Origin of the sequence: Desulfosarcina sp. BuS5 (genome assembly GCF_028752835.1) — a bacterium.
Taxonomy (GTDB): Bacteria; Desulfobacterota; Desulfobacteria; order Desulfobacterales; family BuS5; genus BuS5.
Window position 1 is genome coordinate 2,912,501 of record NZ_CP087952.1, and the last position, 13,399, is coordinate 2,925,899.

General features: G+C 41.5%; 12 protein-coding genes, 1 rRNA gene and 1 other RNA gene. All 14 read right to left on the bottom strand.

Annotated elements, in window-relative coordinates; all coding sequences use genetic code 11:
- Nucleotides 1–31: 31 nt before the first annotated feature.
- A 16S ribosomal RNA gene (locus BuS5_RS14280) occupies nt 32–1,592 on the bottom strand.
- Between the two features lie 447 nt (nt 1,593–2,039).
- Nucleotides 2,040–3,335: a tyrosine--tRNA ligase gene (tyrS, locus tag BuS5_RS14285; RefSeq protein ID WP_027353120.1), complete on the bottom strand. Its 1,296-nt coding sequence runs from the start codon at nt 3,333–3,335 to the stop codon at nt 2,040–2,042.
- 47 nt (nt 3,336–3,382) lie between these two features.
- Nucleotides 3,383–4,945 carry a ribonuclease Y gene (gene rny / locus BuS5_RS14290; protein WP_027353119.1) on the bottom strand — a complete coding sequence of 521 codons (1,563 nt, stop codon included), beginning with the start codon at nt 4,943–4,945 and terminating at the stop codon, nt 3,383–3,385.
- A gap of 220 nt (nt 4,946–5,165) precedes the next feature.
- Nucleotides 5,166–5,347: non-coding RNA, 6S RNA (gene ssrS, locus BuS5_RS14295), on the bottom strand.
- Nucleotides 5,348–5,536: 189 nt separating this feature from the next.
- A complete protein-coding gene (gene zapA, locus BuS5_RS14300; RefSeq protein ID WP_027353118.1) occupies nt 5,537–5,827 on the bottom strand; it encodes a cell division protein ZapA in 291 nt (96 codons plus the stop codon).
- A gap of 40 nt (nt 5,828–5,867) precedes the next feature.
- Nucleotides 5,868–6,113 carry a hypothetical protein gene (locus tag BuS5_RS14305; RefSeq protein WP_027353117.1) on the bottom strand — a complete coding sequence of 82 codons (246 nt, stop codon included), beginning with the start codon at nt 6,111–6,113 and terminating at the stop codon, nt 5,868–5,870.
- A gap of 138 nt (nt 6,114–6,251) precedes the next feature.
- On the bottom strand, nt 6,252–7,016 hold the full coding sequence (locus tag BuS5_RS14310) for a sugar phosphate nucleotidyltransferase (protein ID WP_035264466.1): 765 nt from the start codon (nt 7,014–7,016) through the stop codon (nt 6,252–6,254).
- Between the two features lie 89 nt (nt 7,017–7,105).
- Nucleotides 7,106–7,516 carry a F0F1 ATP synthase subunit epsilon gene (locus BuS5_RS14315; protein ID WP_027353116.1) on the bottom strand — a complete coding sequence of 137 codons (411 nt, stop codon included), beginning with the start codon at nt 7,514–7,516 and terminating at the stop codon, nt 7,106–7,108.
- Nucleotides 7,517–7,672: 156 nt separating this feature from the next.
- Nucleotides 7,673–9,088, bottom strand: a complete 1,416-nt coding sequence (gene atpD, locus BuS5_RS14320; RefSeq protein WP_027353115.1) for a F0F1 ATP synthase subunit beta — start codon at nt 9,086–9,088, stop codon at nt 7,673–7,675.
- A 37-nt stretch (nt 9,089–9,125) separates the two neighbouring features.
- Complete coding sequence (atpG, locus tag BuS5_RS14325) at nt 9,126–10,022, bottom strand: ATP synthase F1 subunit gamma (protein ID WP_027353114.1); 897 nt, start codon at nt 10,020–10,022, stop codon at nt 9,126–9,128.
- Nucleotides 10,023–10,203: 181 nt separating this feature from the next.
- Nucleotides 10,204–11,721, bottom strand: coding sequence for a F0F1 ATP synthase subunit alpha (gene atpA, locus BuS5_RS14330; RefSeq protein ID WP_027353113.1), 1,518 nt, complete (start codon nt 11,719–11,721; stop codon nt 10,204–10,206).
- Nucleotides 11,722–12,273, bottom strand: a complete 552-nt coding sequence (gene atpH, locus BuS5_RS14335; protein WP_027353112.1) for an ATP synthase F1 subunit delta — start codon at nt 12,271–12,273, stop codon at nt 11,722–11,724. It lies immediately after the preceding gene.
- On the bottom strand, nt 12,273–12,896 hold the full coding sequence (locus BuS5_RS14340) for a F0F1 ATP synthase subunit B family protein (RefSeq protein ID WP_051374598.1): 624 nt from the start codon (nt 12,894–12,896) through the stop codon (nt 12,273–12,275). The genes atpH and BuS5_RS14340 overlap by 1 nt, the downstream gene beginning before the upstream one ends.
- Nucleotides 12,896–13,321: an ATPase gene (locus BuS5_RS14345; protein ID WP_027353110.1), complete on the bottom strand. Its 426-nt coding sequence runs from the start codon at nt 13,319–13,321 to the stop codon at nt 12,896–12,898. The genes BuS5_RS14340 and BuS5_RS14345 overlap by 1 nt, the downstream gene beginning before the upstream one ends.
- Between the last annotated feature and the right edge of the window lie 78 nt (nt 13,322–13,399).

Here is a 13,399-nt window from a genome sequence, read left to right on the forward strand (position 1 = left end):
TTTATTCTTCCTGCTGGATATTCATCCTTAGAAAGGAGGTGATCCAGCCGCTGGTTCCCCAACGGCTACCTTGTTACGACTTCACCCTAATTATCAACCATACCTTAGGTGCCTACCCCCCTTGCGGGTTGGTCCAACAACTTCTGGTACAATCAACTCTCATGGTGTGACGGGCGGTGTGTACAAGGCCCGGGAACGTATTCACCGTGGCATGCTGATCCACGATTACTAGCGATTCCAGCTTCATGGAGTCGAGTTGCAGACTCCAATCCGAACTAGGGACTGCTTTATGGGATTGGCTTACTCTTGCGAGTTCGCGACCCTTTGTACAGCCCATTGTAGCACGTGTGTAGCCCTGGATATAAAGGCCATGAGGACTTGACGTCATCCCCACCTTCCTCCCCGTTAACCGGGGCAGTATCTTTAGAGTCCCCAACTTAATGATGGTAACTAAAGATAGGGGTTGCGCTCGTTGCGGGACTTAACCCAACATCTCACGACACGAGCTGACGACAGCCATGCAGCACCTGTCTCCGGGTTCCCCGAAGGGCACTTTTTTCTTTCGAAAAATTCCCGGGATGTCAAATCCAGGTAAGGTTCTTCGCGTTGCGTCGAATTAAACCACATGCTCCACCGCTTGTGCGGGCCCCCGTCAATTCCTTTGAGTTTTAACCTTGCGACCGTACTCCCCAGGCGGAACACTTAATGCGTTAACTGCGGCACAGCAGGAGTCAATACCCGCTACACCTAGTGTTCATCGTTTACTGCGTGGACTACCAGGGTATCTAATCCTGTTCGCTCCCCACGCCTTCGCGCCTCAGCGTCAGTATTGGTCCAGGAAGTCGCCTTCGCCACTGGTGTTCCTCCTGATATCTACGAATTTCACCTCTACACCAGGAATTCCACTTCCCTCTCCCATACTCAAGTTACTTAGTTTCAAACGCCCTTCCGGGGTTAAGCCCCGGGCTTTCACATCTGACTTAAGAAACCGCCTGCGCGCCCTTTACGCCCAATAATTCCGAATAACGCTTGCACCCCCCGTGTTACCGCGGCTGCTGGCACGGAGTTAGCCGGTGCTTCCTTTGGTGGTACCGTCAGAAAAAGGTGTATTATAACCTTTTTTGTTCTTCCCACTCGACAGAGCTTTACGACCCGAAAGCCTTCATCACTCACGCGGCGTTGCTGCGTCAGGGTTTCCCCCATTGCGCAAAATTCCTCACTGCTGCCTCCCGTAGGAGTCTGGACCGTGTGTCAGTTCCAGTGTGGCTGATCATCCTCTCAGACCAGCTAACCATCGTTGCCTTGGTAGGCCATTACCCTACCAACTAGCTAATGGTACGCGGGCTCATCCCAAAACAGTAGCTTATTTATAGAGGCCACCTTTGATCTGAAAAAGAGTTCTAATTCAGATATTATCCGGTATTAGCATCGCTTTCGCAATGTTATCCCAGATTCAGGGGTAGATTACCCACGCGTTACTCACCCGTACGCCACTTTACTATCTTTAGCAAGCTAAAGAGTTCTCGTACGACTTGCATGTGTTAAGCACGCCGCCAGCGTTCATTCTGAGCCAGGATCAAACTCTCCAATTATTTTTTTGTCTGAATATAAATCAGACTCTTTGTTAATTGACGTTAACCCAACTTACAAAATGTTACTATTTAGTTTTCAAAGATCAAATATTCTTAAAAATAAAATTCTTTTTAGTTACAACATTACTCACAATATTATAACAATTTATTTTTAGAATAGTTTATATTTTTTTGCTTTGCCCGTCAAGTATTTTTTAAAAGAATTTAATTTTTTATAAAATTACTCGGCGATCAAAAAAAAATAAATATATATTTTTTTGCTTTGCCCGTCAAGTATTTTTTAAAAGAATTTAATTTTTTATAAAATTACTCGGCGATCAAAAAAAAATAAATATATATTTTTTTGCTTTGCCCGTCAAGTATTTTTTAAAAGAATTTAATTTTTTATAAAATTACTCGGCGATCAAAAAAAAATTTTTATATCCCCATATCATAATTCTGTCAACACTATTTTACAGGTTTTATTTTTAATATATGAAACCGTTTCTTCCCTGCTCTTAATAATATTTCCATCTCCTTAATATCATGATAAGATATTAAGTAATCAAAGCTGGTTATGCGTTGTCCATTAATATAAGCGCCACCCTGTTTTATAAGCCTGCGAGATGCACTCTTGGTGTCTGCCAAGCCCACGTCATGTATTATTTTAAATGCGGGAATGCCATTTTTTATTTGCTCCAGGTCGATAAAAGAATAAGGTACAGAAGTATCATCCTCAGCCTCAGTTTGACGTGGTATAGTGCTGCTTCGTAAAATATTTTCCGAAAGAGCTCTGGAGCCGAACATACTTGCCGATGCATTATATGCTTTAACGGCCTCTTCTCTGCCATGAGCAAGCAAGGTAGCTTCAAATGCAAGCACTGACTTTGAGCTATTCAAATCCGCGCCTTCTAATTTTTCAATTGCTTTGATTTCATTCATGGGAAGAAAAGTAAACAGGGCAAGAAATCTCGCAACATCTCTATCATCGGTGTTTATCCAATACTGATAATAGTCATAAGGAGTAGTTTTTGAAGGATTAAGCCATATCGCTCCTTTAACTGTTTTGCCCATTTTAACGCCGCTGCTGGTTGTTATAAGGGGAAAAGTCAACCCGAATACAGTCTCCTTGCGGATTTTTCGTACCAGCTCAATACCCGCAATTACATTACCCCATTGATCACTGCCGCCCATCTGGAGCTTACAGCCAAATCGTTCATATAACATCAAAAAATCATATGCTTGTAACAACATATAGTTAAATTCAATAAAATTTAATCCTTCCTCAGATTCCAGGCGCATCCTGTAGCTTTCGGCCTTTAGCATACGATTTACTGAGAAATGCAGGCCAATATCTCTTAAAAATGGTATATATTCCAGGCTATTCAACCATTCAGCATTATTTAATAATAAAGCCTTTCCTTCATTAAAATCTATAAACTTTGATAGTTGTTCTTTTATTTTAACAATATTATCATTTATTTTATCAGGGATAAGTAACTTTCTTGTTTCAGTCTTTCCGCTTGGATCGCCCACAAGACCGGTTCCGCCTCCAACAAGCGCTATTGGCCGGCAGCCGTTTCTCTGCATATGCGCCAGCGCCATTATGGGAATAAGACTCCCAACATGCAGACTGGCTGCAGTGGGATCAAAACCTATGTAGCACGTTACCTCTTTCTGATTGAGGTACTCATCCAGCTCCCCCTCGTGGGTAGTCTGCTCTATAAATCCTCTTTCGGAAAGTATTTCTTTAATATTAACCATGTTATATTGTAAAACCTTTGACAAATAGTTATTTAATATTTTTAGCGCTATTTATTTGCATATTCCACAGCCCGAGTTTCACGTATCACTATGACCTTGATCTGGCCGGGAAATGTCAATGACTCCTCAATCTTACGAACGATATCCCTGCTGAGAAGTGTAGCCTCCTCATCCGAAATAATCTCACTTTCTACCACTACTCTAAGTTCACGACCTGCCTGAATAGCATAAGTATTGGCAACTCCCTTAAAAGATTTTGCTATTTTTTCAAGCTGCTCAAGTCTTTTAATATAATTCTCCAGCAGTTCTTTACGGGCACCGGGTCTTGCCCCGGAAAGCCCATCTGCAGCCTGTACCAGCAAAGCATAAATACTGTTAGGAGTTATATCTTCATGATGGGCGGCTATGGCATGTACAACACTATCGGATTCACCAAACTTTTTAGCAATTTTTGAACCAATAATTGCGTGAGATCCTTCAACCTCATGGTCAACAGCTTTCCCTATATCATGCAGTAAGCCCATTCGCCTTGCAAGTTTTTGATCAAGCCCCAATTCAGCTGCCATGATACCAGATAAAAAAGCGACCTCTACAGAATGCTGCAAAACATTTTGTGCATAGCTTGTACGATATTTTAAGCTTCCTATATATATAATTAGTTCATTATGTACGTCGTGTACCCCTAGATCAAATACTGCCTGTTCTCCGGCCTCTTTTATAGTTAAATCAACTTCGCGGCCTATCGTTTTTACAACTTCCTCTATACGTCCAGGATGAATTCGACCGTCAGAAATCAAACGCAATAAAGAAAGTCTGGCTATTTCACGTCTGACCGGGTTAAAACCGGACATAATTACAGCCTCCGGTGTATCGTCAATAATAAGGTCTATCCCGGTAGCGGCCTCAAGGGCTCTTATGTTTCGTCCCTCTCTACCGATAATCCGTCCTTTCATATCGTCACTGGGCAACTGTATTACAGAGACGGTTCGTTCCGCCACGTAATCCCCTGCATATCTTTGTATGGCAGTCGATATTATCTTTTTGGCTTTTTTATCGGCTTCTTTTTGTGCCTCGTTCTCTATTCTTTTTATAAGCCTTGCACCTTCATATTTCGCTTCATTTTCCATGGCCCTGATTAAGAGTTCCTTCGCCTGTTCAGCAGTCAACGCCGAAATCTTTTCAAGCTGCTTCTTTTGTTCATCAATAAGTTCATTATACTTTCGTTCATCATTATTAATGTTAATCTCGCGTTTTTTTAACAGCTTTTCTTTTCGAACAAACTCTCTATCCTTACTCTCAAGTTGCCCAGCCTTATGGTCTAATCTTTCCTCTTTCTCTATTAACCTCTTATCCCTTTTTCTTAACTCTGCCCTGGCCTCTTTAGATTCAGCATCAAATTCACTCTTACTTCTGAAAAGCTTATCTTTAGCCTCAAACTCGGCTTCTTTTAGAATCATCCCAGACCGCTGCTTGGCATCCTTCAGCAACCTATGCGCTTCAATCTCAGATGCTTCGATTTTTTTAGATATATTTTTAGTCTTTACGCAATATGCAATTGCTGCCCCGGCACAAAAGGTGACCAGACCAATTATTATATAATATACTGGCATTAATGTTCTCCCCGATACGCTGTAAATCAAGTTCACTCTAAGTTCAACAAATCGTCATAGACTATTGCAATAGAGAGGAGTAATAACTACTCGGCAGTAGATGGGACTTTCACGTCATCATCAAGACTGAAAAATTATTTATTTCAATGTTCCTAATTTTGTATATAAGGTGTTTTGTTGGAATAGCGGCAAGGAAGAGAAAAAATTGAGGAATAATTAGTAAACCCCCGCCATATGCCGTGTTGACCATTCTTTGAACCGAAACACAAAAAAGTGGGCGCCTTGTAGTCTCTTTAGGCTTTTCTGTACAAGCAGAACATGCTCACCAAAACCAGTGACGGCTCCCTTATGAAAAGTATTGGATCAAAGCACATCATACAATCACGTACACTGCAGGGGCTAATCAATATAAAAATTTCATATAAATAATTTTACTGCATTATCGGTCGTCGTGGTAGTGGTTCAAGATTTTGAACCCCTACCACCCCTGGCCTTTTGCCAAATTTTAAAATCGGGTAATTATATGAAAATCTATAGTAAAAATTGTTAGAAACTTGTTTACACTTTAATTGTCTATTCGAATATCAGTTATTATAGGACAGAATCTAAATCAGAAATCAACTTTTTATATCCTTTAGAGATATTGTTCAACAAATCTAAATTTTCTTTTTGAATTTCAACATTTTTATTCGCAATGTTTAAAGCAACAATAATCATAATCGCAAGTTTATTAATTTGAGGCGATTTAACAGATTGCTGTTTTTCGGTTCTATGAACATGTTCCAAAAGGAGATCTGCTACCTGTTTTGCGTCCTGTTTATCGATTTTTGTTTTAAATTTATAAGACTGGCCAAAAAGTTCTATTGTTAAAATCTGTTCCAATTATCTAACAATCCACCTTTCTCCGAATAAACCCTTGCTGCTAATATTGGCCTTCCTCTTTTTCCTCAAGCCTATTTAATAAACCATCTATTTTTGAGCGAACTAAATCCCTCTCTTCAATATAGTTATTTTCAATATCTACTTTTTCTTGCAATTCTTTTTCCAGATGCTCAATACGGTTATTTAAATCTGTGTTTGTTGTTTTAAAAGATTTACACCTGTTTATCAATTCTTCCACTTTCTGCTCAATCTCTTCAAATTGCAACAGTATTAGTTCATTATCCAATTTTTACACCTCTTTTTTTATAGTCTATCAAATCGAGTAAAGTCAAGGAATATTGACTCAAACAGTTAATATATAGGGTACTATGTTAAGGGGTTGACATGTAAATTAATATCAACACAACTGAAGTTTATTTTAAAATTACCCGGTTTTACATTCCTCACTTGCCAGATATTGCATAAAATTTTCAGCCATTTTCAAATCCTGCAGACTATTGACACCTATAATCTCCTTTTGGCACTGACCCACAACCGCACCAACACTCTTCTTTTCATTATAAGCAATTGCAATTATATCTGTTAGATAATATTCTTCTTGAACATTATCTGCCTTAATTTTATTGATAGTTTTAAGCAAGTATTCCTTCCTGACACAGTATATCCCTGAATTAATAGTTTTAATACTCTTTTCGTCATCTGTGGCATCCGCCTCTTCGGTTATTCCCGACACATTCCCGGACTCATCCATTATGATTCGTCCATAACCTGTTGGATCATCAACGTTAACAGCAAGAACTGATATATCACGTTCTGTTTCAATATGATATTCAAAAAGATTTTTTAATGTATTATGAGAAATTAATGGAACATCTCCACACAAAATAAGTATATTTTCCATATTTTCAGGAAGATGCGGGATTGCACAGCTGACGGCATGAGCCGTTCCAAGCTGTTCGGCCTGATATGCAAATTCAACCTCAAAAACTTCAGATACTTTTTGACGAACAATTTCAGCTTGATATCCGACAACTACGATTAAATTGTTTCCGGCAATCCCCATTGCGGTTTCCAGAACATACAGAATCATAGGTTTGCCCAAAACCTCATGCAGGACCTTGGCCTTTGCCGATTTCATCCGTTTGCCCAACCCTGCTGCAAGTATAATAACCGCGGTTTTATTACCCATTGCATTCCTCCAATAAAAAAGGACGGACCAAAAACATTCTGATCCGCCCTTCCCAGTCAAAAAATATGATTTGTTACAATTTCTTAATATTATGATCTGGTTTCAGCCAAATTAATCCGATGCAATGATCTCGACAATGCTGTTCTTGCTCTTTCCATTACAATATCTTTGCCCGTAGCCGCCAAACGCTCTTCAGCGCGTTTCTTTGCCGCTTTGGCGCGGTCAATATCAATATCTCGCCTTCTTTCGGCCGATTCCGCTAAAACAGTAACCCGGTCTGGAAGCGCTTCTGCAAAACCGCCGCTAACAAAAACAAAAGCTTCCTTTCCTTCGGAATTTTTGTAATGAATAGTGCCCAGTTTTAGACTTGTCAAAAAAGGGGTATGGCCTGAAAGAACACCAAATTCCCCTTCGGTGCCTGGTGCCATAACAATCTGAGCATCTTCACTGACAACTGACTTTTCAGGAGTAACTACCTCCAGTTTAATATTCTCCGCCATTATGTTCCCCTATTTAGTACCCATACATAAATATAGGTTTCAGATAATAATTTCAAAAGGCTATAGGAAAAAACCTGAAGAAGGCTTTCACCGATAAGGCATTAAAATTATATAGGTAGAAAGCTATAGCTATTTCCGAATGGGAACTATTTTATATTAAGCAGCGCTCTCCTCTTTTGCCGCCCCAACAACATCATCAATCCCGCCGACCATATAGAAAGCCTGTTCCGGAAGGTCATCATGCTTTCCTTCGCAGATCTCCTTAAACCCCCTGACAGTATCTTCTATTTTTACATATTTGCCGGCTTTTCCGGTAAAAACTTCAGCAACATGGAACGGTTGTGAGAGAAAACGCTGAATTCTTCTTGCCCTGGCGACCGTAAGCTTATCCTCATCCGAAAGTTCATCAACTCCCAGGATAGCGATAATATCCTGCAGTTCCTTGTACTTCTGAAGCATATTCTGTACGGAACGTGCCACCTGATAATGTTCTTCACCTATATAAGACGCATCAAGAATCCTTGATGTTGAGTCTAATGGATCAACCGAAGGATAGATACCAAGTTCCGCTATCTGACGCGACAAAACAACAGTTCCATCCAGATGGGCAAAGGTTGTCGCCGGCGCCGGATCTGTTAAATCATCAGCCGGGACGTAAACGCACTGCACGGCAGTAATAGAGCCTTTGGTGGTCGATGTGATACGTTCCTGAAGCTCGCCAAGGTCGACTGCAAGAGTAGGCTGATATCCAACAGCGGAGGGCATGCGGCCCAACAATGCGGAAACTTCCGAACCAGCCTGGGTAAAACGAAATATATTGTCAATAAAAATCAAAACATCCTGACCTTCTTCGTCACGATAATACTCCGCCGCTGTAAGCGCTGAAAGGGCAACACGCGCTCTTGCGCCGGGTGGTTCCGTCATCTGCCCGTAAACCAGTGCGGCTTTTGGAAGAACACCGGAATCTTTCATTTCATGATAAAGGTCATTCCCCTCGCGGGTTCTTTCGCCCACACCGGCAAAAACAGAGATACCGCCGTGCTGCATGGCAATGTTATTTACCATCTCCATCATAATAACCGTTTTACCAACACCCGCTCCACCAAAAAGACCCATTTTGCCACCCCTGGGGAAGGGTACCAACAAATCAATAACCTTGATTCCGGTTTCAAGCACACGTACAGAAGTATCCTGCTCGGTAAATTTTGGGGCTTCCCTGTGAATCGGAAGCATTTTTTCCTGGCTGATTTCTCCAAGGCCGTCGACAGGTTTGCCGACAACATTTAAAACCCGCCCCAGTCCGGCTGCACCGACCGGCATCATAATCGGGCTGCCGCTGTCTTTTACAGGCATGCCCCTTGTCAAACCGTCAGTAACATCCATGGCAATGGTGCGTACAACATTATCACCAAGATGCTGCGCTACTTCAACAACTAAATTATCAGGCTCATCACTGATAGAAGGATTAGAAATCAAAAGGGCTGTCAGTATTGTCGGCAACTTACCCTGCTCGAATTCCACATCAACGACAGGCCCCATGACCTGAATAATTTTACCTATATTTTCTCCCATTTATAGACCTCCAATAAACCATATGCAGTATATTATGTTACCCTTTGAGAGCCTCGGCACCGCCGACTATATCCATTAAATCAGCGGTAATGGCAGACTGCCGGGCTTTGTTGTATGCCAGTGTAAGATTATCTATCATATCATTACAAGCGCTTGTGGCATTATCCATTGCTGTCATCCTTGCAGCATGCTCACTTGTAGATGTTTCCAGCAACGCACTGTAAAGCTGAACATAAATATTTTTCGGAAGCAGAACGCCAAGGAGTTGTTCTGTTGGCGGTTCGCATATATGTTCTGCAAGAAATGGCGTGCCCGGCTCCGAGTCATGCGCCTCCTCTGCTGTTTCAAGAGGAGGTATAGGAAGCACCTGTTTTAATACTGGAATCTGTTTTGCCATATTTACAAATTCAGAATAGATAAGATAAACTTCATCATAAGCACCGTTTAAAAAGCCTTCAACTAGTTTTGCTCCCGAGATTGAAGCGATATTAAAACCGAACTTTGTACCCACAATACCCAAATGTTCATCAACAATTTCAAGCCCGTTTTTACGGGTCCAATGAAGACCTTTTTTCCCAAAATTTGTAAAAGAAAAAGTTATTTCATCACCCTTTTTTTCTTTTAAAAATTTTTCCGCCCGGGCAATCAGATGAGCATTAAAACCGCCGCACAAACCCCTGTCTGATGTGCAAAGCACAACATGTATCTTTTCAACCTTTTCACGAACTTCAAGTAAGGGACTCGTCTCATCCCCGGCCTTTTCTGAAAGGCTTCCCAGTACTTCGGCAAATTTGCCGGCATAAGGCCTAAACCCGTCTGTGGCCGCCTGAGCTCCGCGTAACCGTGAAGTGGCAACCATATTCATGGCTTTAGTAATCTGCTTAGTCTTTTTTACAGCGCCTATCTTTGTTTGTACTTCTTTTAATGTTGCCATACAAACCAGTCCTTATATTTATATAAATTTCCATATAACAATTTTAATGCGTCATCGGTGGTCGGAGTATATAATACGCCTCCCTCCCTTTGGCCTTGTAAAATTAATTATCTGAAAATTTATAGGTAAAGTATTTTCCCTAAATTAAATCTATATTTCAAAAAAAATAAATACAGCCTAATTATTTTATTGTATCCTTGAATTCTTCGGCATAGGCGTTTAATGCTTCCTGCATAACCTTTTCGATATCATCGGTAATCTCTTGTTTTTCATCAAGACCGGAAAAAAGCTGCGGGAATCTGTCTTCTATAAATGTATAAAGGCCTGCTTCATATTTTTCAAGCACATCCACCGGGTAATCGTCAAGATAACCCCTGGTACCGGCATAAAGAATTGTCACCTGCTGCTCCATAGACAAAGGCTTATACTGGGGCTGCTTTAGTATGGCGACAAGTCTTGCACCGCGTGTAAGCTGCTTCTGGGTGGCAGCGTCAAGATCGCTGCCGAATGCGGCAAATGCCTCCAGCTCGCGAAACTGAGCCATATCCAGCCTCAATGTTCCTGCAACCTGCTTCATGGCCTTGCATTGCGCAGCTCCTCCGACTCGTGAAACCGACAGCCCGACATTGATTGCGGGACGCACACCAGCAAAAAAGAGATTAGGTTCAAGATATATCTGCCCGTCTGTAATGGAAATAACATTTGTCGGGATATATGCGGATACGTCGCCGGCCTGGGTTTCGATAATCGGAAGCGCCGTAAGGGAACCTGCGCCAAGTTCATCGTTTAATTTAGCTGATCTCTCAAGCAGTCTGGAATGGTTATAAAAAATATCACCTGGGTATGCCTCCCGTCCAGGGGGACGTCTTAAGAGAAGAGAAACCTGGCGATATGCGGCCGCCTGTTTTGAAAGGTCATCGTAAACGATCAAGGAATGCAGTCCCTTATCGCGAAAATATTCAGCCATGGCACACCCTGCATAGGGTGCAACATATTGCAATGTCGCCGGATCACTGGCGCAAGCCGCAACAACAGTCGTATATTCCATGGCTCCATGCTTTTCAAGAACAGAAACCACTTGAGCAACAGTAGATTTTTTCTGCCCGCAAGCCACATAGACGCAGTAAACGTCCTTACCTTTCTGATTGATAATGGAATCTACACAGACGGCTGTTTTGCCGATCTGCCGGTCACCTATTATCAATTCCCGCTGTCCCCTTCCAACAGGTGTCATGGCATCCACAGCCTTAAGGCCGGTATACATAGGTTCATGCACACCTTTTCTGGCAATAACACCGGGGGCAACCATCTCGACCCGGCTGTATTCACTGGAGTCGATAGGCCCTTTGCCGTCAAGAGGTTCCCCAACCGCCGACACAACGCGACCAAGCACAGCCTCGCCAACCGGTACCTCTGCAATTTTACCGGTTCGTTTTACAATATCACCCTCTCTAATATGGATGTCCTCACCCATAATGGCTACACCGACATTATCCTCTTCCAGATTAAGAACAAGTCCGAGTATGCCGCCGGGAAATTCTACCAGCTCAAGCGCCATGGCCTTTTCAAGCCCATATATTCTCGCAATACCGTCACCGACAGATAAGACAACTCCTGTTTCACTTAGCTCTACTTTTTTATCATAATCTGTAATCTGCTCTTTAATAATCTGACTTATTTCTTCAGCTTTTAATTCCATTTAGACACTCTCACCCCTTTTTAAGGATTCTCTCATATTGAGTAATTGTGTTTTTATACTTCCGTCTAAAACAAGGTCACCAAGCCTGGTAACTACTCCACCAATCAGGCTTGTATCCTGTTCAACCTCCAGAAAAACTTCCTTACCTGTCATTTTTGACAATGTGGATCTTATTTTGTTTATAGCATCTTCAGAAAGCACAGTTGCCGACACAAGACTGGCCCTTGCTATACCTTTTAGTTCATCGGCCAGCTTCTTGTAGAAATCATTGATACTGCCGAGGAAACCTATCCGGCCCTTATCAAACAAGAAAATAAGAAACGAACGTATCACCATGGAAAGTTTCAACTTTTCGATAACAGCCTGCAATACCTTCCTGCGACCTTCCACATCATACAAAGGATTACAAATAGCCTGTTCAAGCTCTTTTTCACGCTCCATTAAATCCGAAAAATCATCTAATTCTTTCCTATAAGCTTCAGCCTGACCGTCATCCTTCCCAATGAGTAGAAGCGCTTTGGCATAACGCCGTGCCACAGCCATATTTTTCATTATGCCACCACCTTTTCCAAATATTCATCTACAAGTCTATCCTGATCTTCAGCCGTAATTTTGCTTTTTATCATCTCTTCCGCTTTTACAAGGGCCTTCTCAAGTATTTCTTCTTTGAGCTTAATCCTGGCCTTTTTAAATTCATTCTCAATATTCCTGCGCGCCTGTTCTTCAAGTTTTACCGCCGCAGATTCAGCCTCCTTCAAAATTCTTTCTTTGGCATCATTCCCCTGCTTGACATACTCTGCAATAAGCTTCTCTGTCTCCTGATCTAATTTATCCAGCTTATCCTGATAGCGCGACAGCTCCATTTCAGCGGCTTTTTTCCCGGCTTCCAATTCATTCAGTTCATCTTTTATCCCTTTTATCCTGGAGCTGAGTCCATCAGAAACAGGTTTGCGCAAAAGCAAAAAAAGCGCAATCGCCAAAACAGCAAAATTCATCACTCTATATGTATCTGTTGCAACCCAGCCTTTGGACCCATGCTCACCGCCTGAGGAGGCTGTCGCAAGGCCGCCCATCCAGATAACAAATAAAGAAACGAAAAAAATTATTACGCTCTTTTTATTTAAAAAAAGCTTTTTGCATATTACGCCAGGGCATTTTATAATACTTGAACCCATTAAACAGCCCTCCCCAAAATTTTTTTCCCAATAGCATCTGTAAAAGTTGTAAGTTCCTTTTGCAGCGATACTCGTACACTTTCAGCATCCTTGGCAATTCTTTTACGAACTTCCGCAAGATTTTCTTGAGCCGTTTTATTTATCTTATCTATAATCTCTTTTTCCTCTTCAGCAGCAACCGAGAGAAAAGCGTCCTTCTCCTTAAGGCCCTTAGCTCTTGCATCTCTTACCCCTACAGCATAAGCATCCTCTGCATCTCTCGCGCTCCCGTTCAAAGTGTTAATTGCACGCTCTATCCCTGTAAATTTGTTCTTCCTTTCAAGCACAATACGTCTAATAGGCTTGTACAACAGGATATTAAGCAACCATATAAGTAAAATAAAATTAACAATCTGAATAATAAGCGATACATCAAGGCTAACCATTAATGACCTCCATATTAAATTTTAATGAATAGTACTTGTAAAATTTTAAAATATGTAACATTAAAATCTTTCAAATGT

Bases quoted from the DNA above. Each gene is read 5' to 3' on its own strand.
- tyrS (WP_027353120.1), bottom strand. From the start codon at position 3,335: ATGGTTAATATTAAAGAAATACTTTCCGAAAGAGGATTTATAGAGCAG.
- rny (WP_027353119.1), bottom strand. From the start codon at position 4,945: ATGCCAGTATATTATATAATAATTGGTCTGGTCACCTTTTGTGCCGGG.
- BuS5_RS14310 (WP_035264466.1), bottom strand. From the start codon at position 7,016: ATGGGTAATAAAACCGCGGTTATTATACTTGCAGCAGGGTTGGGCAAA.
- BuS5_RS14315 (WP_027353116.1), bottom strand. From the start codon at position 7,516: ATGGCGGAGAATATTAAACTGGAGGTAGTTACTCCTGAAAAGTCAGTT.
- atpD (WP_027353115.1), bottom strand. From the start codon at position 9,088: ATGGGAGAAAATATAGGTAAAATTATTCAGGTCATGGGGCCTGTCGTT.
- atpG (WP_027353114.1), bottom strand. From the start codon at position 10,022: ATGGCAACATTAAAAGAAGTACAAACAAAGATAGGCGCTGTAAAAAAG.
- atpA (WP_027353113.1), bottom strand. From the start codon at position 11,721: ATGGAATTAAAAGCTGAAGAAATAAGTCAGATTATTAAAGAGCAGATT.
- atpH (WP_027353112.1), bottom strand. From the start codon at position 12,273: ATGAAAAATATGGCTGTGGCACGGCGTTATGCCAAAGCGCTTCTACTC.
- BuS5_RS14340 (WP_051374598.1), bottom strand. From the start codon at position 12,896: ATGGGTTCAAGTATTATAAAATGCCCTGGCGTAATATGCAAAAAGCTT.
- BuS5_RS14345 (WP_027353110.1), bottom strand. From the start codon at position 13,321: ATGGTTAGCCTTGATGTATCGCTTATTATTCAGATTGTTAATTTTATT.